This is a genomic window from Puniceibacterium confluentis, from assembly GCF_007923445.1.
GTDB classification, from domain to species: Bacteria; Pseudomonadota; Alphaproteobacteria; order Rhodobacterales; family Rhodobacteraceae; genus Puniceibacterium; species Puniceibacterium confluentis.
Genome location: NZ_VOJI01000013.1, coordinates 36,738 through 57,720, shown reverse-complemented (window position 1 = coordinate 57,720; position 20,983 = coordinate 36,738). Strand labels below are relative to the sequence as shown.

Below are 20,983 nucleotides of genomic sequence, written 5' to 3'. Positions count from 1 at the left end.
CTGTCTGTTTTTCTTTTGGAATGGCGCCCGGGTCAGGGCACGATGGTGGTCGGAACTGTGGCGATCTGCACCAGAGTTCCCGCGACCGACCCGAACACCCGCGCCGCCAGGGACCCGTGGCCGTCCCGGCCGACGACCAGTTGTATCGCGCCTGAGTCCTTTGCAATTTCGGCCAGCTTTTCGGCGATATGGCCGTACTTTATGACTGTCGTGATCTCGACGCCCGAATCCTTGAGCTTTTCCAGCACCGGGCCAATGACCGCTGTTTCGGCGCGCGCCATCTCTTCCTTGCGCCGGACGTGGCGCTCTTCCAGTTCGTCAGGAGTCAGAAAGGAATAGGGCGACCACTCCAGGACGTGCGCGATCAGGACGCTTGAATCCTGCGCCTTGGCCCGTGCCAGCGCAAAGTCGAGAGCGCGCCGTCCCGCGGCGCTGCCGTCGTATCCGACGACGATTTTTCCGGACATTGGAACCTCCTTTTTGTGATGTGCCCCGGTGTGGCAACAGGGTCAGCGTAAACTCAATTTCGGATAGGTTGTGCCAAAAAACGGCGTTCGCCCCGCAAATGCGCCCTGGTCCCGGAAATTGCGCAGGCCCGGGGAGGGATCCCGTATCTTGGGCAGATGCGCGGACGGGACGGGCAGGATCGGCGCGACTCCGGGCCGACGGATTAAGGTGCCGGGATCGGATCACGCCCATCCCTGGTCAAGTTCCAGGCCGCGCGCCCGCGGATCAGCGCCGCCGTTAGGGGACGACCGTACCCCGCACCACTGTCCAGGTTCAGCCTGTTGCCATAGTGCCGCGGCGCCCTGAGCGCGGTGTGGCCATGCACCACCAGTCGGCCGAAATCATCCGTGTGCTCGAGAAACCCGTCGCGGATCCAGATCAGGTCATGTTCGCTTTGCTGCGCAAGCGCTATGCCGGGGCGCAGTCCTGCGTGTACAAAGATCTGCTCTGCCGTCTCGTGCATCGGATGCAGGTTGTCGAGGAATTTCAGGTGCGACTGCGGCACTGCCTGCAGGGCATCCGCCCGGATGTCGCTCTTGTGGCGACGGCTGTCGGCATCCACCCCGTAAGAGGCCAGGGTGCTCTGCCCACCGATTCTCGGGTCGAGCCAGTCAAGGTATTCCGGCGGCCGAACACCGCTGCCGTTCAGGAAATTGCGCATATAGCGATCGTGGTTGCCCAACAGCGTGATCCAGGGACGACCCCGGGCCTGACCGTCGATCAGGGTTTGCAGCACCGCCCGGCTGTCGGGACCGCGATCCACCGAGTCGCCCAGAAACACCACCGGCGCCGACGAATCTTCATCGACTTCGATACGGGCAAGCGCCCCGTCCAGTTCGCCGACCTGGCCGTGAATGTCGCCGATGGCATAGATCGGTGTCATCTCCGCTTCCTTGCGCTGATAGTCGACCCTGCACGATCCTTTACCCCCGCATCGCCGCGCGGGAAAGCCACTCCGCCCCCGCTACGGAGCCAGGATCAAAGGCATCTTCGGATCGTGCCGCCAGAATGTGCGGCACAAAAAAACGCACCGGAAAACCGGTGCGTTGCAGGGCTTGTCTGACGGGCCGGGACCAGCGATCCCGGCACCCGCTCAGGCGACGTCGAAAACCAGCGGCTTGACCTGCCGGAACATGCCGGTCTTGACCAGCTTGTTGATCACATTGGCCGGCACGACGTCATCGACGTACAGCAGGGCAATCGCCTCGCCTTTGGCCGCCGAACGACCAAGGGTGAAGTTGGCGATGTTCACACCATTTTCGCCCATGGTCATGCCCAGCGTGCCGATGATCCCGGGGACATCTTCATTGGTGGTGTACAGCATGTGCGCGCCCACTTCGGCGTCGATGTTGATGCCCTTGATCTGGATAAAGCGCGGCTTGCCGTCACTGAACACCGTACCGGCGATCGACCGCTCGCGTTTGGACGTCACCACGGTCACCTTGATATAGCCGTCAAAGGCGCCGGACTTGGCCTGGTTGGTGGTCGAAATGCGGATCCCGCGTTCCTGTGCCACAACCGGGGCCGAGACCATGTTCACATCCGGATTGGCGCGTTTCATGATGCCGGCCACGACCGAACAGTTCAGCGCCGCGAGGTTCATCGTCGAAACGCTGCCGTCGTACAGGATGTTGATGGCCTGAATGGGCTCGTCCGTCATCTGGCCGATGAAGGCGCCGAGATGGTCCGCAAGCTTGATCCAGGGGCCCATGACCTTGGCCTCTTCGGCTGTCACCGACGGCATGTTCAGCGCATTGGTCACGGCGCCGGTCAGCAGGTAATCCGCCATCTGGTCCGCCACCTGAAGGGCGACGTTTTCCTGCGCCTCAGAGGTCGCGGCGCCAAGGTGCGGCGTGCAGACCACGTTGGGCAGGTTGAACAGCGGGTTTTCCTTTGCCGGTTCCTGGGCGAAGACATCGAACGCGGCGCCAGCGACGTGGCCCGACGTCAGAAGGTCGGCCAAGGCCTGTTCGTCCACCAGACCGCCCCGGGCGCAGTTGATGATGCGCACGCCCGGCTTGGTCTTTTCGAGGTTCTCGCGTGACAGGATGTTCCGGGTCTGGTCGGTCAACGGGACGTGCAGGGTGATGAAGTCGGCGCGCTTGAGCAGCTCGTCCAGCTCGACCTTTTCGATGCGCATCTTGTCGGCCTTTTCCTGGCTCAGGAAAGGGTCGTAGGCGGCGACCTTCATCTTCAGGCCCCGCGCACGGTCACAGACGATGCCGCCGATATTGCCCGCACCGATCACGCCAAGCGTCTTGCCGGTCAGCTCCACGCCCATGAACTTGGACTTTTCCCATTTGCCGGCATGGGTCGACGCGGATGCCTCGGGGATCTGGCGGGCAACGGCGAACATCATGGCGATGGCATGTTCGGCGGTGGTGATCATGTTGCCGAAAGGCGTGTTCATCACGATCACGCCCTTTTTGGACGCGGCTTCCTTGTCGATGTTGTCGACACCGATGCCGGCGCGGCCAATCACCTTGAGGTTGGTTGCGGCGGCCAGGATCTTTTCGGTGACCTTGGTGGCCGACCGGATGGCAAGACCATCATACTGACCAATGACCTCGGCAAGCTTGTCCTTGTCCTTGCCAAGGTCGGGCTGAAAGTCGACGTCGATGCCGCGATCCTTGAAGATCTGAACGGCAGCTTCGGAGAGTTCGTCGGAGATGAGTACGCGGGGGGCCATGGTGATGGTCCTTCAAAGAATGGGGAAAGGCTTGGGCCCCAGGCGGAGCCCAAGAATTTTCGCAGAAAATTCTGGTTCAGGCGGCTTTCGACAGCGCCTCGATTTCGACGTGGAAGGCCCAGTCGAGCCAGGGCAGCATCGCCTCGATGTCCGAGGTTTCGACCGTGCCGCCGCACCAGATTCGCAGGCCTGCGGGCGCATCGCGATAGGCCCCGACATCCAGCGCCACCCCTTCGGCTTCCAGCCGCTTTGCCACGGCCTTGGCAAAGGTCGCGCCATCCGTGATGCGCGCATCGGTGAACTTGAGACAGACGCTGGTGTTCGAGCGCGTCGCGTCAACCTCGGCCAGGTTTGCGATCCAGTCGTTGGCCGCACAGAAATCCCAGATTGCCTGCGCGTTCGCATCGGCGCGGGCCATGAGACCGTTCAGGCCACCAACCGCGCGCGCCCAGTCCAGGGCAACGAGGTAATCCTCGACCGCCAGCATGGAAGGCGTGTTGATTGTCTCGCCGGCAAAGATGCCTTCGATCAGCTTGCCACCCTTGGTCAGGCGAAAGATCTTGGGCAGCGGCCAGGCCGGGGTATAGCTTTCCAGACGCGCAACAGCACGCGGGCCCAGCACGATGATGCCGTGGGCCGCTTCGCCGCCCAGCACCTTCTGCCAGGAGAACGTCGTCACATCGAGCTTGTCCCAGGGCAGATCCTGCGCAAAGGCGGCGCTGGTGGCGTCACAAATGGTGAGGCCGGCACGGTCGGCGGGAATCGCATCGCCATCCGGCATCCGGACGCCGCTGGTGGTGCCGTTCCAGGTAAAGACGACGTCGGTGTCATAATCCAGCGCGGCCATGTCGACGATCTGGCCGTATTCGGCGGTTTTCACCGTCGCCTCGATCTTCAACTGCTTGACCACGTCCGTAACCCAGCCGGCGCCAAAACTCTCCCAGGCGACCATGGTCGCGGGACGGGCGCCGAGCAGCGACCACATGGCCATCTCGACGGCGCCGGTGTCCGAGGCCGGCACGATGCCGATGCGGTAGTCGGCGGGAATGTTCAGAAGCTCGCGGGTGCCTTCGATGGCGGCCTTGAGCTTGGCCTTGCCGACCGGGGCGCGGTGCGAACGCCCCAGCGGCGCGTCGGCCAGCAGATCAAGCGAGAATGTGGGGATTTTGGCGCAGGGGCCAGAAGAAAAACGCGGGTTAGCCGGCCGCGTGACGGGTAGTGCAATAGCCATATGTGCTATCCTTCCAGATAAGCGCCCCTCGTTGGGGAGGGGTGTCCCACGTGCCGGAATACGGGCCAATTTTCGGTTCCACAATCCCTTAAATGACGATATTGCGCCGCATCAGATGCAATTCGCGACACGCGATGTCTACGATCGGAAACCTGCCCATGTTCACAGCCACCTTGATAGCCCGCCCCGGCGGCCTGGACCCCGCCCTGGTCGACTCACTGCGCAATGCCTGGGGTGGCCAGGATGCTGTCTGGCTGTCACCGGACGAGGCGGCCGAGTTTGCCCTGGCGCAGGCACCGGCAAATCAATGGCAGGTGTGGCAGGACCTGCAGGCACTGTCGGTCGACCTGGTGATTCAGCCAAGTGCGGGGCGACGCAAGAAAATGCTGCTTGCCGACATGGACAGCACGATGATCGAGCAGGAGTGTATCGACGAGCTGGCCGAAGAGGCGGGCGTCGGAGCAGACGTCCGCGAGATCACGGCGCGGGCGATGAACGGCGAGCTGGACTTCGAGGGCGCACTGACCGCCCGCGTGAGCCTGCTGAAAGGTCTGCAGGAAAGCGTGATCCAAAAGGTGCTGGACACCCGAATCACACTGATGCCAGGTGGGTCGGTGCTCCTGGCCACGATGAAGGCACAGAGCGGGTATGCAGCCCTCGTCTCGGGCGGGTTCACCGCCTTCACGGGGTCGGTTGCAACGCAATTGGGGTTCGACGAGCACCGGGCAAATACCCTGCTGATCCAGGACGGCGCTCTGACAGGATCGGTGGCCCTGCCAATTCTCGGACGTGAGGCAAAGGTGACTGCACTGCAGGAGATCACCACGCGGCTTGGCCTGTCGCCCTCGGAGGTACTGGCCGTCGGCGACGGCGCCAATGATCTGGGCATGCTGGCACTGGCCGGCACCGGGGTTGCCCTTCATGCCAAGCCAACGGTTCAGGCAGAGTGCAGCGTGCGCATAAACAACAGCGATCTCACGGCGCTGTTGTTCCTTCAGGGCTACGCCAGGACCGATTTCACAACCTGACAGCCCGTACCGGCGCAAAACTTTTTCAAAAAGTTTTGCCAAGAGTTTTTGCAAAACTCTTGGGCGTCGGACTGACAGGTCACTGCATGAGATCAGACGCCGGACGGATCTGCCCGGTCAGAAAGCCGCGCCGGTTCAGAATCTCGGGGTTCAGGAACTGCACCACCGAAGGATGTTGCGCATCGACAACTCCCAGTCGCACCAGCAACGCCGCGATGGCGCATTCCGAAGCCCGGGTCGCACCATCCTGGATCTTGAGAGCCAGACCCAGCCCGCGCCCCGGCAAGATCGCGACAAAATAGCCTTCGGCACCGGTCTTGACGGCGACCGGCTCTTTCGCGGCCCGCATCAGGAGTGTGCAGGCGCGGTTTTCTCCGGCCACCATCTCGGGGTGCGAATACATCGCCTCGGCAAGTCGCGCCGCAGCCTGGCTCAGGCTGTCGGACCCTGTATGGGCATTGGCGAAAAAAGCCATCGCGCGCGCCATGCCCTGCATCGTCGTGGCATGGTTGGGGGCGGAACAGCCATCGATGCCGTATCCCGGGCTGGACTGGCCAGTAACCGTTTCGAACGCATCGAGACAGGCCTGCTGCACCGGATGATCGACCTCGACATAGTCCGGACCCGCCCCGAGCCGCTGATTCAGGGTCAAAAAGCCACTGTGTTTGCCCGAGCAATTGTTGTGCAACTGGCACGGCGAAAGATCGCGGCGGATCATCTCATGTGCGAGGGCCGTGTCGCGGCTGATCTCGGGGCCGCAGCGCAGGTCCTGTTCCGTCAAACCGAGATCGTTCAGCCAGGCCTGAACTGCGTCGACATGGACTGTCGCACCCTGGTGCGACGCGCAGGCCAGCGCCAACTGGCGGGGAGTCAGGCCGCAGGCATCAGCAGCGCCAGAAGTCACGAGCGGCAGCGCCTGAATCATCTTGGCCGAACTGCGTGGCAGCACCACCGCCTGCGGATCGCCCCAGGCTTCGGTGATGTCGCCGTCCGGACCACAGATCACCGCATGCCCCATGTGCAGACTTTCCGTAAATGGCCCACGCCAGATTTCGGCCATGGGGACAGGCATTGGACGCATCGGGACCTCACAAACAAGCGATATTCTGCCAACGGGGCTTTCAAGCAGCAGGTATTTCAGGCTAATCTCCGCCCGTCGAGACAAAAACGGTTGCGCGGCATCATAAGCCAGACCACCAAGGGCGCAACCAAGGGTATTGGGGCTGAAGACAGCTGGAGGCTGCGCGTATGACATCAATATTGAGCCGTGTGTTGGCCGGGACCGTTCTGGCACTGATGGCCGGAACTGTGGTCGCGCAGGACGCGAGCACGAACCGCGTGGATGCGATGACGGACTGGTCCGTGTTCGAGGGCAAGGAGCCGCGCGAGTGCTGGGCGGTGACGACGTACAAGGAAAGCGTGAACACCAAGGACGGTCGGGTGGTTGCGGTGACGCGGGGCGAGATCCTGCTGATGGTGTTCTATCGCCCCGGAGCTAATGTTGCCGGCCAGGTTGCCTTCACCGGAGGCTACCCCTTTGCCGACGGTTCGACGGTGAATGTCAACGTCAGCGGCACCCAGTTCGAGCTGTTCACCGAAGGCGAATGGGCCTGGCCTGCCACTCCGGCAGATGATGCCAAGCTGATCACGGCGATGAAGCGCGGCTCGGACGCGGCTCTGACCGCACGATCGGCGCGCGGCACCCAGACAAAGGACACGTTTTCGCTGCTGGGCTTTACCGCCGCTGTTGAGGATGCCGAGAAACGCTGCTCCAGTTGATCCGCCGTGCAGGGGGCACCTCTGCACCGCAGATATATTTTGAGGCCATTTCGCACTTCGTCTACCGGGTAGATGGTGAGAGCCAATAGCGACCAGTTCGGGGCGGGCTCAGCCATCTGCGGTTTCGCCCACCTCTGGCCGCGCGGGCGGGCACGCGCTCCGGGCAGCCGGTTGTCCCGGCTGACGGGGATCGTTCGCGCTCTGCACTCCAAGTCTTGCAGATGTAGCCACAGGACGCCCCTGAACCGCCCCGGGCCTGTCGGAGACCGTCACGTTAAGTAAGGATGGCGGTTATGACAAAAAGCAAACTGGCAAATCGGTAGGCGCTTCAGGTATTCGTGCTCACGCAGCAGCGCCGCACCATCACGGGCATTTAAGGGGTTCCTGAAAGAACTCCTTCTTCAAGATGGTCTGCAGATGCTTGGGGAATCGGCGGCGAAACCGCTTCCGAGCACCGCTCAGTGTATCCACGTATTTCAGTTCAATTGTCATCGCCATAGCCCGAGGTGTCCCGGTTGTGACTCGGTAAGTACCCCGATGGACAGCCTAAGCGCCTGATATGCAATGAAATAACGGTGTTCAACAGGTGAACTGGTGCCCCAAGACGGACTCGAACCGCCGACCTACTATTTACGAAACAGTTGCTCTACCAGCTGAGCTATTGGGGCATTGTGGAGCGAGGCAATATATCCGCGATTTTCTTTTTGCAAGTCCATGGTTCGGTCAAAGCGACTGTGTGGTGCCATGTTCCGGCACCATCACGCGACTTCTGGCCGGTAGGGCCGTTGAACCGCAGGCAGGACGTCCCTCGGCGCCCCGGTGCAGCCCGCCGTACCCTTTGTTCTCGCACCCCAGCGCCGCGCGCGGTTCACAGGGCGCTTTGCAATCCGGCCTCTGGGTGAAATCATCGCCCGATGCACCTGAAATCTGTGGCGTTCGAATGCCATGTCCACGGTCTCCACGGTCAGTGAATGTTACTTCACTCACCCGCGCGCCCGACGCGCACACCATTGTGCGATCCGTGGGACATCCAGCGGAGGTGCGGTCAAGGCGCCGTTAACTCTGGGCACCTTTCGCCTGTGTCTCCTCTGCTGCGGGATCCTCGGTCTGGTCGGGTTCGACCAGTTCCGCATCCACGGCAACAGGCGCGGCGGATGGCGTTTCATCCTCCCCCACCAACAGCGGCAGCATTTCGGCACCGGTCGGCATCGAGGATGCCGATTGTGGTGGCGACTTCCAGGACAGGGTGTCGAAGGCGCCGCAGTTTTCGCAAACGGGCGTCCAGGCATTGTGGATGTTGTTACAGTTTTCGCAGACCCACTGCGGCCCGCGCGGCGCGGTCAGCGCCTTGGTCAGCCAGCCGCGGACCACGGCATCCGGTGCCCCTTCCCCGCGTTCGACAGCCGCCATGATGGCAAGTACCCGGGTGTCCGGGTCCGTTTCGATCAGATCCCCGAGCGCGCGGCGGGCTTCGGGAAAATCTTCGGCCGCGAGGTTCAGTTCGGCGGTCAGCAGCCGGGTCTCCCGGTGCTCGGGCCGGATCGCCGTCAATTGCCGGAACCGTTTGAGCCGCTCGACCGGGGTTTCGTTCGGCACGATTTCGGCAAAGGCCGCTGCAAGGTCGGGATGCGGCTGCACCTGCCACGCCTTTTTCAGCAGGCGCACGGCGTTCTTGGTGCGGCCCTCGGCAACAAAGCCGCGCGCCGCCATGCAGGCCGCCGGGATCAGATCGGGCGACGCCTTGTTGGCTGCAATCGCGGCTTCGCGGGCCTCGATCGACTTGCCGCTGTCGAGGATGTCCTTGGCTTCGGACAGGGCCAGAACCGCGTCGCGCCGCTTGTGGACGTCGCGCGGCAAAGACCCGTGCTTGAGCTTGGCATTCAGGGTTTTGCGCGCGCCGACCCAGTCGGCCTTCTGCGCCTGAAGCTTCAGCAGGATATCCTGCACTTCTTCATGTTTCGGCTTCAGGACAAACGCCCGTTCGGCAAGTTTCAGGGCAGTCTCGGTATCGCCCTGCGCCAGCTTTTGCTTCATGATGCCGCGCACACCGACAAAGCGGGTCTCATCACGCTGGACCAGCCGCTTGTAAACCTGTTCGGCCTTGGCGCGGTCGCCATTCATCTCGGCCGCCTGTGCGGTGATCAGATCGGTCAGTTCCGGCCTGTGCAGGTAGCGCTCGGCCTTGGAGGCCTTGGCCATGGCCACCCGCCCTTCGCCGGACGCCAACGCCATCAGCCCCTCGCTGAGCGCCTGATACCCTTTGCGTTCGCGGTTGCGGTCGAAATAGCGCGACAACGAGGTTTCGTCGCCATTCAGGAAATGCAGCACCGCGATCAGCAGGGACAGCAGCTTGAACGCCACCCAGACCGCAAAAACCAGCACCATGGCAGCCAGCACGGATTGCAGCGGGCCAAGGGTATATTCCGTCCCGGCCAGAGTGATCTGAACGCCGCCCGTGCTTTCCATCAGATACCCGGCAGCAAGGGTCAGCGCCGCGACCAGCGCGACGAAGAACACAATCTTTATGAGAGACCAAAGCATTGTCCGACCCTTATTCCTGGTTCAATTCCTGCGCGAGCGTTGCCGCCGCGCCTTGTGCCGACACGCGTGCTTCTGCCCGTGCCATCCAGTCAGCCATCGCAGACTGCGCCGAACCGCTCAGGGTTCTCACCTCGGCAAGAGTCGCGGCAAGGTCCCCGCTGGTCAATGCTGCTTCGGCGCGCGACAGAACCGCATCCGCGTCAGATCCCTCGCGCGGCGTCACAGACCGTGCGCCCACCTGGTCGCGAAAGAAGTTCAGCACATGGTTCGTGCCCTCGGCGGGGGCGGCTTCCGCACGGGCGGCAGCCAGTGCCGCGCGGGCGGCATCCGGATATTCCGCGCCCAGCTCTGCCATCGTCGGAACACCCTCGCCTGCGACGCTGCTCAGGGCGGGGGGAATGTCGACGTCGCTGTTGGTGCGGATCGTGGCAAGGGGCTGTTCGAACGGCGCGCCGCTTTCCAGAGAGGTTGTAAGTTCCGCCAGTGCCGCGCGGACCTTGGCCAGCGAGGCCTGGGCTTCGGCGCTTTGTTCTGCGGCCACGGCTTCGGCAGCGAAGTTCATGATTTCATTACGCTGCGATGCGATGTCGCTGCGCAGGGAATCCATTTCACGCTCGTAGGCGGCCACGGCCTCGGGCGAAAGTGCGGCTTCCATCGGGCGTTTTTCCAGTTCGACGACGCGCACTTCAAGTCGGCCGATCTGGTCCGACAGAGTGGCAATCTGGTTCTGCGTTTCCGTCGCTGACGTGCGCAATTCGCTTACGGCAGTCGTCAGGTCCGAGACATCAAAGGCCCCGACCGCGGTTTCGGTATTGCCCAACCGGGCTGCGAGATCGTCCAGCTGGCTGCGCTGCTGTTCCAGGGCGGCGATGGTCTGCGCGCGGAACGGATCCTCGGCGCCGGTGCCAAAGGGCCATGCGTTGGCCTGATACTGGGCCACGCCGTAGCCGATCACACCCGCCGCCACGCCGCCCAGCAACATCGGGAAAAATCCGCCTTTGCGCTGAACAACGGTTTCCTTGATCACTTGCCCCTCTGCCGGGCGCAACGGCATGGCAGCAGGCGGAACTTCTGCGGCGCCTGCGGACTCAGCCTCGGGGGCGTCGCCTGCGCCGACCAAATCCTCTGTCTGGCTGGTCTTGTCCCGGGACCAGGGGGCGGCCGCGGTGTCACTCGACGTGTCCTCAGGCGATCCATCCCCTGCCACGGCAGAGGCCTCTGCCTCGTCCGGCTTTGTCACCTCGGGCGCTTCGGGCGCGTCGGCAGCCTCTTTCGAACCCGACGGCTCTGCCACCGGTTCTTTCTGCACCACGACATCATTCTCCTGGGTGTCGGTAATGTCGGTCCGGGCCTGCGATGTGGAAACATCTGCGGTTTTGGTCGAGTTCCCGTCGGCCCCGGTTGACTGATCCCGGGTGTCCTTGGATTTTTTGCCGTCTGCCACTTGGATCCACCCTTTCGAATCTTAAAGCACTTAAGATGTTGTCTGTTTCAAAGACCTTACTGTGCGTCCTGCCTGCTCTCAAGCGTCCTTGCCAAATGAAGCAATTGCAATGCCGCTTTTAGCATCGCTTCGCCCGTTGGCTGATCGGTGACAATGTGGCGAATTGCGCATAAATCAATAGCTTCCTGCCAAACAGCCGCACTTATTGCTGCAACCAGCAAAGGTGCCGCACCCCCGTTCACTTCTGCAAAGCGCGCGGCGCTGCGCGAGGAGAACAGCGGCACCACCACCGGCGCCGTGCCGTTCAGTGCTGCCTTGGCCTCGGCGGTCAGATCGAGCAGCGGCTGGTCATAAATCACTGCTTCATGGGTCTCGATGCCGGACCGGGTCAGAGTATCGGCCACGGCACCGCGTGCATGTGTGCCACGCAGATGCAGCAACGGACGCGAAAGCGCGGGCTGGGCGCGTATCAGTTTGACCAGACCCATCGCATCGCCATCAGCGGACACCGGCGCGAAGCCCGCGTTCCGTGCTGCGTCCGCGGTGGTCGCCCCGACCACGAAACAAAGGTCCAGCACGGGGCCACCCAGGGCGCGATACGCAGAAACCCCGTTGGCAGAGGTGAATACGACACCGGAATATTGTGTCATATCCGGCAGGGCGCCACAGGCGGTCACCTGCATCAGCGGACTGATGACAACGGTGAAATCATCACCATCCGCCCCGCGCACCGCTGCCGCGAACGCCTCTGACGCCGCCAGCGGACGTGTCATGAGAAGAACCGGCTGCACCTGGGTCATGAGGCAAGTCCCGCAAGGATGCGGGTCGGGATTGTGAGCTGCATCAGACGGTGGTAGCTGCAGGGGCAGTCTGACGCAATGGAAACGGCCATGATCGACCGCCCGAACCGCCAAGCCAGTGGTGTGCTTTGCGCCCAAACCACGATGCGCGCCTTTGGCACAAGGCACCGTCCGGCATGACCATCGCCGTACTTGGTGCCGGAGCCTTTGGCACCGCTCTGGCAATCGCGCTGGCGCAGGACGGCCGACAGGTAACACTTTGGGGACGGAACGCCGAAGCCGTAACCCAGATGCAAAGCACCCGCCGTTCAACCCACCTGGCCGACGCCCTCCTGCCCGAACCTCTGGTCGTGTCCGATGACCTGGAAGCCGCCTGCGCGGCACAGGTTCTGATCCTTGCAACCCCCGCGCAGACATTGCCAACGCTGCTTGGCCAGATCACAAGCACCTTGACCGGGAAGCCCGTTGTCGCCGCCTGCAAGGGGCTTGATCTGCGCAGCTGGCGCGGCCCCAGCGCGACGATCGCAGCGGAAAAGCCCGGCGCCGTGCCATTGATACTGACCGGACCCAGTTTTGCCGCCGATATCGCCTCCGGTCTGCCCACGGCCCTGACCCTGGCCTGCACGGAGGACGCGGTCTGCGCCGACGTGCAAAGGCTGCTGTCGACACGAACGCTGCGCCTGTACAGATCGGACGATCCGGTCGGCGCGGAACTGGGCGGAGCGCTGAAGAATGTGATTGCCATTGCTTGCGGCGCCTGCATCGGCGTCGGACTTGGCGACAGCGCGCGCGCGGCGCTGATGACGCGCGGCTTTGCCGAAATGCAGCGACTGGCCCGGGCGTTCGGCGCCAAACCTCTGACGCTGATGGGGCTTTCCGGGCTTGGCGATCTTGCCCTGACCTGCACGTCTCCGCTGTCGCGCAATTACCGGCTGGGTCTGTTGTTGGGTCGCGGCGAGGCCGCAGATCCCTCGGTCACGGTGGAAGGCGCCTCTACCGCACGTGCCGTCACCGCCCTGGCTGCGGACCGTCACCTGGACCTGCCGATTTGCGCCGCGGTCACGGCCATTCTCGATCAGCGCCTGAGCGTCGCCGAAGCGCTGCAATCCCTGCTCTCACGCCCACTCAAAGAGGAATAGCCATGCTTGTTGCCATCATCGCCCGGGACAAACCCGGTGCCCTGCCGGTCCGTCAGGAAAATCGTCCGGCGCATGTTGCCTATCTCAAGGCGTCGGCGGCGGTCCAGCAGGCCGGTCCGCTTCTGGATGAGGCCGGCGAGATGGCCGGATCGCTGATCGTTCTCGATGTACCGGACCTGACCGCTGCCGAGGATTGGGTCAAAGGCGACCCCTATGGCCACGCCGGTCTGTTTGAAAGCGTGGAACTGGTTGTCTGGAACCGGGTCATCGGCGGATGAGATACCGGTTTTGAAACTTCGGCCCTGACACCTGGCCCACGCCGACGCGAAATGGGTTGGCGGGGGCTGCAAGGCGAGATTGCCCCTTGATTTGACCCGGCCCCTTCAGCCCCGCCGCTGAAGGCTTTCGATGTCCAGCCCGCCCATGTCGCACACTATGCGCCATTCTTCTTCGGTGACAGGCTGGACAGAGAGACGGGAGTTCTTGACCAGGACCATTTCCGAGAGCCGCGGATCAGCCTTGATCCGGTCGAGCGGCACAGGTTTCGGCAACTTCGCTATCGCCCGGATGTCCACACATTCCCAGCGGTGATCTTCGGTGGTGCTGTCGGGATGTGCCTCGGCGACCACCTCGATGATACCGACCACGGCCTTGTCTCGCTGCGACAGGTAGAAAAAGCCCAGATCTCCGACCGCCATGTCGCGCATGAAATTGCGTGCCTGGTAGTTCCGCACGCCGTCCCACTCTTCCCCGGTCTCGCCCTTGGCAACCTGATCCTCCCATGACCAGGTCGAGGGCTCGGTCTTGAACAACCAATACTGCTTTGCCATTCGAGCCTGCCTTCCTGTTCCGCGAATTTGGCGAGGAGTTTCCTGTTGTAGGTCGATGGAGTGCCGTCATCAGCACCCACTCGGTACATACCTTCTATGCATCGAGGCCCAAAGCGAAGGAAGGAAAACAAGTGTCACGGTGGCGGCTCGTCCGCAAGATTCATCGCGACATTGCTTTGGTGCCACTGCGCCAGATGACGGGTTCAACTGTTTCGGGCCCGTGATACGCATGTTTGGCGCAAGACGGTCGCGGCGCCGGTTGGGTCGCCGCAAGGACGGGTGACAGGCGCGAGCAGGCATGAGCGCGGCCCAAAGGCTTGTCCCCCGCCATCGCGCTTGCGGCAACCGCCCGGTTCTGGCTATAAATCAGTGACTCCGGGACCCGGAGTGGGCGCCGGAAGCTGCGTCACATCGGCCCCAAGACATGTTGGGAATGACTGCAATGGGCATTATTTCGGTTCTGATTGCTGCGCTGGCGTGTTTCGCCACCGGAGCGGCGTGGTACATGACACTCGGCAAGCCCTGGATGCAGGCCGCCGGGATCGAGAGCGACGAGAACGGCAGGCCGAAGGGCAGCGGATCACCGGTGCCCTTTGTCATCAGCTTTGTCGCCGCGGTCCTGATGGCAGGCATGATGCGTCACGTGTTTGCCAGCGCCGGCATTGACACAGCGGGCAAGGGGCTGGTCGCGGGGCTGGGCGTTGGGCTGTTCATCCTCGCCCCGTGGATCACGATGAATTACGCATACGCCATGCGCCCCCGTCAGCTCATGCTCATTGATGGTGGATATGCGGTTTTGGGGCCGACAGTGATCGGACTGGTGCTTGGGCTGTTCGCCTGACCGCCGAGGATCGTTGCGCAGCAAGGTGCCTTTCGGACTGATACGGGTTCTGTCGGGCCGACAAGGCGGGCTGGGCGCAGCATTTCGAACCAACGGCAAGACATGGGGGGCTCCGGACCTTCCGAACCCCCCCATCACCCCAGTCGCTCCCACAGCACCGGTCGTGTTCTGATAAAGGTTCCGGCCGTCCTGGCCCGATGGCTCAGGACTATCGCCAAAACCGTCGTCAGGCAAACGTCAAGTACTTACAATCCATCGGATTTTATTGCGCACCCGGTGAAAAGCAGCGCCAGTGTCCGGCATGGTGGACATGCCGGATCGGATCACGTCAGCCGTAGACCGCGTCTTTGTTGAAGTGTTTGGTCAACATATAGTACACCACCGCGCGGTATTTGTTCCGCTCGGACTTGCCGTATGTTTCGATCACGGACTGGATCGCGTCCATCAGGTCCGGTCCGTCCGGCAGGCCAAGTTTTTTCATCAGGAAGTTGGTCTTGACGGTTTCAAGTTCGCCAGGCTGGGTCGCGGCGACCGTCGAGGCATCGTCACTGTAGATTGCCGGACCACATCCGATCGTCACCTTGGTCAAGAGGGCCATATCCGGTTCCATTCCGCACTTGCTGCGCAGGTCCTCGGCGTATTTGGCAATCAAATCGTCACGTTTTCCCATGTCTTCCAGTCCCCTGTTCTTGTTTCTGCCGACTTTTTTGTCAGTCTGAAAGTGAAACTAGCGTATCGGGGCGGTTTCGGTAAAGAAATTTCGCCAATTCGCCAAGTGCCGTCGGGACACTCGCAAAACGGAAAATGACGCGCCGGACGGCGCGTCATGCATTCAGGTTTCCCGGTGCCGTCAGGAGTTCATCAGGTCGCCGATGATCAGGTCGCCGTCGAGGCCCTCGACTCCATCTTCGTCAAACTCCGGCAACGTCTTGAGCTCTTCCTTGGTCATCGAGGACAGGGCCAGGTCACCATCCGCGTTCAGCGAAAACTGATCCGCCGGGATTGCGACGGTGTATTCGCCCAGCCCCAGAAAGCCGCCGATGCCGATGACAAACGCCAGACCGTCGGTCTGCTGGACAACATAGTCGATCTCGCCGACTTCCTCGTCATCTATGCCGATGACATCGGTGCCCACAACTTGATCCACCGTCATCTGGTTGAGCGAGGTCCGGGATTCGTCCATCTCGGTGGTGACATCCCCGGTCACGGTGGTTCCGCTTTCGGGTGCGAGCACGGATCCGGTCGTCGCATCTGTCCCGGCGCTGGCGTCAGCGTCGCCGGTGATGGTCGACTCCGCGCTGGAGTCCAGGCCCGCTGCACCTGCGCCGATATTGGTGTCGGTCGAGGTCTGCGCCTCCACTGCGGTTTCGGCGGACACGCCCGCGTCAGGCGTTGCGGTTTGTGCGACAGCACCCCCAGCAACAAGTGCTGCGATTGCCGAGCCAAGCATCATGTCTTTCAGGGTCATTGTGCATCTCCTATCGTGCATTGACATCTGCCAGTACAATTCGCGAGAGCCGTGGGGGTTTCCGCTCATGCCAACTTTATCTTTGGAACCAGAGGCTTGCGAATCGCGTTCGCCCGTCTGTTTGCCCTTGTCTTCGGCATTCCAGTCTGGCTGCGACACCGAGGCCCAGGATGGAAGCCATCCCGGAACCAGCCGCCGGGTGAGCGCGTGAACAAGAAAACGCCGCCTGGAGGACCAGGCGGCGCAATGTGTTCAACCGATACGGTCGGCTGATCAGTAGCGATAATGTTCCGGCTTGAACGGACCTTCGGGCGTCACGCCAATATAGGCGGCCTGCTCGCTGTTCAGTTTCGTCAGCTTCACACCGATGCGGTCGAGATGCAGGCGCGCCACCTTCTCATCCAGATGCTTGGGCAGGATGTACACCTGGTTGTCGTACTGATCGCCCCGGGTCCAGAGCTCGATCTGCGCCAGAACCTGATTGGTGAAGGACGCGGACATCACAAATGACGGGTGGCCGGTGGCGTTGCCAAGGTTCAGCAGACGGCCTTCGGACAGCAGGATCAGACGGTGCCCGTTGGGCATCTCGATCATGTCCACCTGTTCCTTGATGTTGGTCCACTTGTGGTTCTTCAGCGCGGCAACCTGGATCTCGTTGTCAAAGTGGCCGATGTTGCCGACGATGGCCATGTCCTTCATCTCGCGCATGTGCTCGATGCGGATCACGTCCTTGTTGCCGGTGGTGGTGATGAAGATGTCCGCCGAAGAGATCACATCTTCGAGCAGCACGACCTCGAAACCGTCCATCGCCGCCTGCAGCGCACAGATCGGATCGACTTCGGTCACCTTGACGCGGGCGCCGGCGCCGCGCAGCGACGCGGCCGAGCCCTTGCCGACGTCGCCATACCCCAGGACCACAGCCACCTTGCCGGCCATCATCGTGTCGGTGGCGCGGCGGATGCCGTCGACCAGCGATTCCTTGCACCCGTACTTGTTGTCGAACTTCGACTTGGTGACGGAATCGTTGACGTTGATCGCCGGGAAGGGCAGCTGGCCCTTCTTGTGCAGATCATACAGGCGGTGCACGCCGGTCGTGGTCTCTTCCGAAACACCCTTGATTGCATCGCGGGTCTTGGTGAACCAGCCCGGGCTTTCCTTCATGCGCTTCTTGATCTGTGCAAAGATCGCCTCTTCCTCTTCCGAGGTCGGCACTTCGATCAGGTCGGTTTCACCGGCCTCGACCCGTGCGCCCAGCAGGACGTACAGAGTCGCGTCGCCGCCATCGTCGAGGATCATGTTCGCGCCTTCCGGGAACATGAAGGACTTGTCCAGATAGTCCCAATGTTCAACCAGCGTCTGACCTTTGATCGCAAAGACAGGTGTGCCGCCCGCGGCAATGGCCGCCGCCGCGTGGTCCTGCGTCGAAAAGATGTTGCACGAAGCCCAGCGCACATCCGCGCCCAGAGCCACCAGCGTTTCAATCAGCACTGCGGTCTGAATCGTCATGTGCAGCGATCCGACGATCCGGGCGCCCTTCAGCGGCTGCGCTTCTCCGAACTCGGTGCGCAGTGCCATCAGGCCCGGCATTTCGGTTTCGGCAATATCCAGTTCCTTTCGTCCAAAGGCGGCAAGATTGATGTCTTTGACAATGTAGTCGTTCGCCATTCCGGCACTCCAATATGAAATTCTCAGGTTGGGGCGAGACCTAGCATCCCTTGATTTGTGCCGCAACGTAGATCAGAATCGCCCGGATAAAACCGCCGACGCCCGATAAACCGGCCCGGGCGCGCCCGAACAACAGGACGGACATGACCGAGCCCAGGCCGCTTCCCCGCAACGAATATGGCGTCTATTGTGTGCCCGACGGGCTGGAACAGCGTCCTGCCGCCCGGGCGGTCCTGTCCGGCAATCCCTACGAACCCGACACCCTGCGGTTCATGCGCCGCCATGCGGGTCTTGGCGACATCATCCATGCCGGTGCGTTCTTTGGCGATTTCATCCCGGCGCTGTCCACGGCGCTGGCAGCCGAGGCCCGTCTTTGGGCTTTCGAGCCGAACCCCGGAAATTTCGCAGCAGCGCAACGCACTGTCGCGCTCAACAATCTCGGCAATGTCACCCTCGCCAACGCGGCCCTTTCGAACAGGACTGACACCGTGCTGTTCCGGACCCGGGACGCAGAGGGAAAATCGCTTGGCGGGCTGTCACATTTCGTCACCGACCCCGGCGAGGGAGTCGAACTGGTACAGGCGGTGATGCTGGACTATACCGTCCCCCTGTCGCGCCGGGTGTCGATCCTGCAACTGGATGTTGAAGGACACGAACAGCAGGCGCTGATGGGAGCGCACCACATCATCCACCGCTGGCAGCCGATCCTGGTGCTCGAATATTTCAACAAACCGAAATGGATAAGCCGCACGTTCCGCGGGCTGAACTACCAGCATGTCGGCAAACTGCATGGCAACCATGTCTATGCCACTGCGCAGATCGCGCTGCAGTGACGTCCTGCGCAGGGTTTCTGCGCCGACACATGGCGTCCCCGGGGCACCGCCGAGGTGACGGTCCCTCCCCGGCCCTGATCTGCCAGAGCAGGCGGGTGGGACAGCACCCGGATTCCGCCGGGGGACCACCACCGGTCAGATTGGCGGATCGGGACTGGATTATTTACTTACCCCGATGCCCCGCTTAAGCACGGGCACAGAACCGCAATGATCCGCAGGAAGGCACCGTCATGCCCCGCCAACCCCGTGCATGGCAACGTATGCTCTCGGGCCGCCGTCTCGACCTGCTTGACCCGACGCCGGTGGACATCGAGATCGAGGATATTGCCCACGGCCTTGCCTTTGTCGCCCGCTGGAACGGGCAGACCCGCGGCGACCATGCCTATTCGGTTGCCGAACATTCCCTGCTGGTCGAGGCGTTGTATTCCCGGCTCTGGCCCGACGCGCCGGTGAAATGGCAACTGGCCGCCTTGCTGCATGACGCCCCGGAATATGTGATTGGCGACATGATTTCGCCGGTCAAGGCCGCCGTCGGCCCCGAGTATGTCGCCCTGGACGACCGGTTGAGCGCGGCGATCCATATCCGCTTTGGACTGCCTGCCGCCATTCCCGCGCTGATCAAGAAGCGGATCAAGCGCGCCGACAAGGTCAGCGCCTGGATGGAGGCAACGCAGATCGCCGGGTTTTCGCATGCCGAGGCTGACCGCATTTTCGGCCACCCGGACGCCGAACTGATCCGGGGGCTGGACATCCATCTGCGCCCGGCCCCCGCGGTCCGGCAGGATTTTACCCGTCGCCATGCCGCGCTGATGGACAGGCTCTGATGGTGACGGTCCGCCGCGCCGGTCGGCTGGATACCCGCGACATGGCCGACCTTTTGAACCAGATCATCCTGAAGGGAGGCAGCACCGCGCTCACAAGCCCGGTGTCCGCGGCAGATCTGGCCGCCTGGATGCAAAGCGCACCGGAGCATTCGGCCTGGCACGTGGCCGAGGACGAGAACGGGCGCATTCTCGGGTTTCAGTATATCGAACCACACCCCGACCTGCCGCCGGACACCTGCGACATCGCCTCTTATGTCCGTCCGGGCGAAACCGGCATCGGCATCGGATCCGCCCTGTTCGCCGCGACCAGCGCTGCGGCCCGCACGCTGGGCTATCGCGCCATCATTGCCGTCATCCGCCAGGACAATGCCGGTGGTCTGGCCTATTACCAGTCGCGCGGATTCGAGGATTGGCGCGACTGGCCGGATGCACCGGTCGCACCGCGCATCTGCAAACGCTTTGATCTCTGACCGGCGCCGCCGAGGGCCGAACCTGCCCTACTTGGCGTCCGGCAGCGGCGGCAAGGTGCGCAGATACGCGACGACCGCCGTCAGGTCATCCGGAGTCATGCGTGCAAAATAGCCGTAGGGCATCGGCGGCAGCATGTCCGACCCGTCAGGTTTCTTGCCCTGCGAGATCATCGCCCTGATCTCGTCGTCGCTGTAACCGGCCAGCCCGTCCGGCCCGTTGGTCAGGTTCGCGGAGACCGAGGTGCCCCAGGGTCCGTGAAATTCGAACCCCCCGCGCCCAAGGTCCGTGTCGATCATCGGTCCGGTCGGTCCCATCGGCGTATGGCATTCCAGACAGTGGGCCACGGCGTTGGCGAGATAGGCGCCGTACTCTGCCGTTGGACCGGGTTCGGGAGCCTGCACGGAGTTGACTTCCGGGCCGTAGGCGGGTGGCAATTCGATATTGTAGACCGACTGCCCGGGATCGTTCTCGACCGCCGGCACCGTGCGCAGGTACATCACGATCGACATGAGGTCGTCGTCGCCCAGCCCGCGATACATCGCAAACGGCATCGGTGGTCCGATCAGGCTGCCATCGGGCCGAAGGCCTTCGCGGATCGCTTTTGCAAGTTCCGCATCGCTCCAGTCCGCGACACGCCCCTCGGGGGTAATGTTTGCCGAAATCGCCTTGAACGCGGGGTTCTCTTCGACAAGGCGTCCCGCCAGATCCCTGGACTGGTCAAGCCCCTGCGGGCCAAAGGGGGTATGGCAGTTGCCGCAACCGGCCGGCCCCTGAACCAGATATTCCCCCCGCTCGACACTGGGGGCCGCCACGGCCCCGCCTGTCAGACAAAATCCTGCAAGGACGGTGGTAAGAAATAATTTCATGTTAATCCCCTTGGTAAAATGACCATG

21 protein-coding genes and 1 tRNA gene are annotated in these 20,983 nt (G+C 62.5%); 8 read left to right on the top strand and 14 right to left on the bottom strand.

Features of this window, described 5'->3' with window-relative positions:
- Positions 1-32 precede the first annotated feature (32 nt).
- The 4 genes from FOY53_RS15275 to FOY53_RS15260 form a co-directional block, all read right to left on the bottom strand.
- Complete coding sequence (locus FOY53_RS15275) at positions 33-467, bottom strand: universal stress protein (protein ID WP_146590369.1); 435 nt, start codon at positions 465-467, stop codon at positions 33-35.
- A gap of 203 nt (positions 468-670) precedes the next feature.
- Complete coding sequence (locus FOY53_RS15270) at positions 671-1,390, bottom strand: metallophosphoesterase (RefSeq protein ID WP_146590367.1); 720 nt, start codon at positions 1,388-1,390, stop codon at positions 671-673.
- A 210-nt stretch (positions 1,391-1,600) separates the two neighbouring features.
- On the bottom strand, positions 1,601-3,196 hold the full coding sequence (serA, locus tag FOY53_RS15265; protein WP_146590365.1) for a phosphoglycerate dehydrogenase: 1,596 nt from the start codon (positions 3,194-3,196) through the stop codon (positions 1,601-1,603).
- A gap of 76 nt (positions 3,197-3,272) precedes the next feature.
- Entirely contained in the window at positions 3,273-4,427 is a 1,155-nt protein-coding gene (locus FOY53_RS15260) for a phosphoserine transaminase (protein ID WP_146590363.1), read from the bottom strand.
- Between the two features lie 158 nt (positions 4,428-4,585).
- Between FOY53_RS15260 and serB the strand changes: the two genes are divergently transcribed.
- Entirely contained in the window at positions 4,586-5,455 is an 870-nt protein-coding gene (serB, locus tag FOY53_RS15255; protein WP_146590361.1) for a phosphoserine phosphatase SerB, read from the top strand.
- Positions 5,456-5,534: 79 nt separating this feature from the next.
- Here the strand turns inward: serB and FOY53_RS15250 are convergent, their stop codons facing one another.
- Positions 5,535-6,515: an asparaginase gene (locus FOY53_RS15250; RefSeq protein WP_246107426.1), complete on the bottom strand. Its 981-nt coding sequence runs from the start codon at positions 6,513-6,515 to the stop codon at positions 5,535-5,537.
- Between the two features lie 188 nt (positions 6,516-6,703).
- On the opposite strand from FOY53_RS15250, the gene FOY53_RS15245 reads away from it, so the two are divergent.
- On the top strand, positions 6,704-7,234 hold the full coding sequence (locus FOY53_RS15245) for an invasion associated locus B family protein (protein WP_146590357.1): 531 nt from the start codon (positions 6,704-6,706) through the stop codon (positions 7,232-7,234).
- A 592-nt stretch (positions 7,235-7,826) separates the two neighbouring features.
- Here the strand turns inward: FOY53_RS15245 and FOY53_RS15240 are convergent.
- From FOY53_RS15240 to FOY53_RS15225, 4 genes are all read right to left on the bottom strand, one after another.
- A tRNA-Thr gene (locus tag FOY53_RS15240) sits at positions 7,827-7,902 on the bottom strand.
- 388 nt (positions 7,903-8,290) lie between these two features.
- A complete protein-coding gene (locus tag FOY53_RS15235; RefSeq protein ID WP_146590355.1) occupies positions 8,291-9,775 on the bottom strand; it encodes a heme biosynthesis protein HemY in 1,485 nt (494 codons plus the stop codon).
- Between the two features lie 10 nt (positions 9,776-9,785).
- Positions 9,786-11,219: a COG4223 family protein gene (locus FOY53_RS15230; protein ID WP_146590353.1), complete on the bottom strand. Its 1,434-nt coding sequence runs from the start codon at positions 11,217-11,219 to the stop codon at positions 9,786-9,788.
- Positions 11,220-11,275: 56 nt separating this feature from the next.
- Positions 11,276-12,157 carry a uroporphyrinogen-III synthase gene (locus FOY53_RS15225; RefSeq protein WP_246107425.1) on the bottom strand — a complete coding sequence of 294 codons (882 nt, stop codon included), beginning with the start codon at positions 12,155-12,157 and terminating at the stop codon, positions 11,276-11,278.
- Positions 12,158-12,195: 38 nt separating this feature from the next.
- Between FOY53_RS15225 and FOY53_RS15220 the strand changes: the two genes are divergently transcribed.
- Both FOY53_RS15220 and FOY53_RS15215 read left to right on the top strand, forming a co-directional pair.
- Positions 12,196-13,158: an NAD(P)H-dependent glycerol-3-phosphate dehydrogenase gene (locus FOY53_RS15220; RefSeq protein WP_146590350.1), complete on the top strand. Its 963-nt coding sequence runs from the start codon at positions 12,196-12,198 to the stop codon at positions 13,156-13,158.
- A 2-nt stretch (positions 13,159-13,160) separates the two neighbouring features.
- Positions 13,161-13,436 carry a YciI family protein gene (locus tag FOY53_RS15215; protein WP_146590348.1) on the top strand — a complete coding sequence of 92 codons (276 nt, stop codon included), beginning with the start codon at positions 13,161-13,163 and terminating at the stop codon, positions 13,434-13,436.
- A gap of 105 nt (positions 13,437-13,541) precedes the next feature.
- On the opposite strand, the gene FOY53_RS15210 is transcribed toward FOY53_RS15215, so the two are convergent.
- Positions 13,542-13,988: an EVE domain-containing protein gene (locus FOY53_RS15210; RefSeq protein ID WP_146590346.1), complete on the bottom strand. Its 447-nt coding sequence runs from the start codon at positions 13,986-13,988 to the stop codon at positions 13,542-13,544.
- A 442-nt stretch (positions 13,989-14,430) separates the two neighbouring features.
- Between FOY53_RS15210 and FOY53_RS15200 the strand changes: the two genes are divergently transcribed.
- The gene (locus tag FOY53_RS15200) at positions 14,431-14,829 is read left to right on the top strand and encodes a DUF1761 domain-containing protein (RefSeq protein ID WP_146590343.1); all 399 of its coding nucleotides are present in this window, start codon (positions 14,431-14,433) and stop codon (positions 14,827-14,829) included.
- A 328-nt stretch (positions 14,830-15,157) separates the two neighbouring features.
- Here FOY53_RS15200 and FOY53_RS15195 read toward each other — a convergent pair whose 3' ends face one another.
- The 3 genes from FOY53_RS15195 to ahcY all read right to left on the bottom strand — a co-directional run bounded on the left by FOY53_RS15195 (position 15,158) and on the right by ahcY (position 17,962).
- Positions 15,158-15,499, bottom strand: a complete 342-nt coding sequence (locus FOY53_RS15195; RefSeq protein ID WP_146590340.1) for a DUF2853 family protein — start codon at positions 15,497-15,499, stop codon at positions 15,158-15,160.
- Positions 15,500-15,679: 180 nt separating this feature from the next.
- Positions 15,680-16,297: a PRC-barrel domain-containing protein gene (locus FOY53_RS15190; protein WP_186766625.1), complete on the bottom strand. Its 618-nt coding sequence runs from the start codon at positions 16,295-16,297 to the stop codon at positions 15,680-15,682.
- A 273-nt stretch (positions 16,298-16,570) separates the two neighbouring features.
- Entirely contained in the window at positions 16,571-17,962 is a 1,392-nt protein-coding gene (gene ahcY / locus FOY53_RS15185; RefSeq protein WP_146590336.1) for an adenosylhomocysteinase, read from the bottom strand.
- Positions 17,963-18,105: 143 nt separating this feature from the next.
- Here ahcY and FOY53_RS15180 point away from each other — a divergent pair, with 143 nt between their 5' ends.
- The 3 genes from FOY53_RS15180 to FOY53_RS15170 all read left to right on the top strand — a co-directional run bounded on the left by FOY53_RS15180 (position 18,106) and on the right by FOY53_RS15170 (position 20,089).
- Positions 18,106-18,795: an FkbM family methyltransferase gene (locus tag FOY53_RS15180; protein ID WP_146590334.1), complete on the top strand. Its 690-nt coding sequence runs from the start codon at positions 18,106-18,108 to the stop codon at positions 18,793-18,795.
- Positions 18,796-19,025: 230 nt separating this feature from the next.
- Entirely contained in the window at positions 19,026-19,619 is a 594-nt protein-coding gene (locus tag FOY53_RS15175; protein WP_146590332.1) for an HD domain-containing protein, read from the top strand.
- Entirely contained in the window at positions 19,619-20,089 is a 471-nt protein-coding gene (locus FOY53_RS15170) for a GNAT family N-acetyltransferase (RefSeq protein ID WP_146590330.1), read from the top strand. Before FOY53_RS15175 ends, FOY53_RS15170 begins: the two co-directional genes overlap by 1 nt.
- Before the next feature lie 27 nt (positions 20,090-20,116).
- Here FOY53_RS15170 and FOY53_RS15165 read toward each other — a convergent pair whose 3' ends face one another.
- Complete coding sequence (locus tag FOY53_RS15165) at positions 20,117-20,956, bottom strand: c-type cytochrome (RefSeq protein ID WP_146590328.1); 840 nt, start codon at positions 20,954-20,956, stop codon at positions 20,117-20,119.
- Positions 20,957-20,983: the final 27 nt, after the last annotated feature.

Excerpts from the sequence above, each read along its gene's own strand:
- FOY53_RS15275 (WP_146590369.1), bottom strand. The coding sequence starts at position 467 with ATGTCCGGAAAAATCGTCGTCGGATACGACGGCAGCGCCGCGGGACGG.
- FOY53_RS15270 (WP_146590367.1), bottom strand. The coding sequence starts at position 1,390 with ATGACACCGATCTATGCCATCGGCGACATTCACGGCCAGGTCGGCGAA.
- serA (WP_146590365.1), bottom strand. The coding sequence starts at position 3,196 with ATGGCCCCCCGCGTACTCATCTCCGACGAACTCTCCGAAGCTGCCGTT.
- FOY53_RS15260 (WP_146590363.1), bottom strand. The coding sequence starts at position 4,427 with ATGGCTATTGCACTACCCGTCACGCGGCCGGCTAACCCGCGTTTTTCT.
- serB (WP_146590361.1), top strand. The coding sequence starts at position 4,586 with ATGTTCACAGCCACCTTGATAGCCCGCCCCGGCGGCCTGGACCCCGCC.
- FOY53_RS15250 (WP_246107426.1), bottom strand. The coding sequence starts at position 6,515 with ATGGCCGAAATCTGGCGTGGGCCATTTACGGAAAGTCTGCACATGGGG.
- FOY53_RS15245 (WP_146590357.1), top strand. The coding sequence starts at position 6,704 with ATGACATCAATATTGAGCCGTGTGTTGGCCGGGACCGTTCTGGCACTG.
- FOY53_RS15235 (WP_146590355.1), bottom strand. The coding sequence starts at position 9,775 with ATGCTTTGGTCTCTCATAAAGATTGTGTTCTTCGTCGCGCTGGTCGCG.
- FOY53_RS15220 (WP_146590350.1), top strand. The coding sequence starts at position 12,196 with ATGACCATCGCCGTACTTGGTGCCGGAGCCTTTGGCACCGCTCTGGCA.
- FOY53_RS15215 (WP_146590348.1), top strand. The coding sequence starts at position 13,161 with ATGCTTGTTGCCATCATCGCCCGGGACAAACCCGGTGCCCTGCCGGTC.
- FOY53_RS15210 (WP_146590346.1), bottom strand. The coding sequence starts at position 13,988 with ATGGCAAAGCAGTATTGGTTGTTCAAGACCGAGCCCTCGACCTGGTCA.
- FOY53_RS15200 (WP_146590343.1), top strand. The coding sequence starts at position 14,431 with ATGGGCATTATTTCGGTTCTGATTGCTGCGCTGGCGTGTTTCGCCACC.
- FOY53_RS15195 (WP_146590340.1), bottom strand. The coding sequence starts at position 15,499 with ATGGGAAAACGTGACGATTTGATTGCCAAATACGCCGAGGACCTGCGC.
- FOY53_RS15190 (WP_186766625.1), bottom strand. The coding sequence starts at position 16,297 with ATGACCCTGAAAGACATGATGCTTGGCTCGGCAATCGCAGCACTTGTT.
- ahcY (WP_146590336.1), bottom strand. The coding sequence starts at position 17,962 with ATGGCGAACGACTACATTGTCAAAGACATCAATCTTGCCGCCTTTGGA.
- FOY53_RS15180 (WP_146590334.1), top strand. The coding sequence starts at position 18,106 with ATGACCGAGCCCAGGCCGCTTCCCCGCAACGAATATGGCGTCTATTGT.
- FOY53_RS15175 (WP_146590332.1), top strand. The coding sequence starts at position 19,026 with ATGCCCCGCCAACCCCGTGCATGGCAACGTATGCTCTCGGGCCGCCGT.
- FOY53_RS15170 (WP_146590330.1), top strand. The coding sequence starts at position 19,619 with ATGGTGACGGTCCGCCGCGCCGGTCGGCTGGATACCCGCGACATGGCC.
- FOY53_RS15165 (WP_146590328.1), bottom strand. The coding sequence starts at position 20,956 with ATGAAATTATTTCTTACCACCGTCCTTGCAGGATTTTGTCTGACAGGC.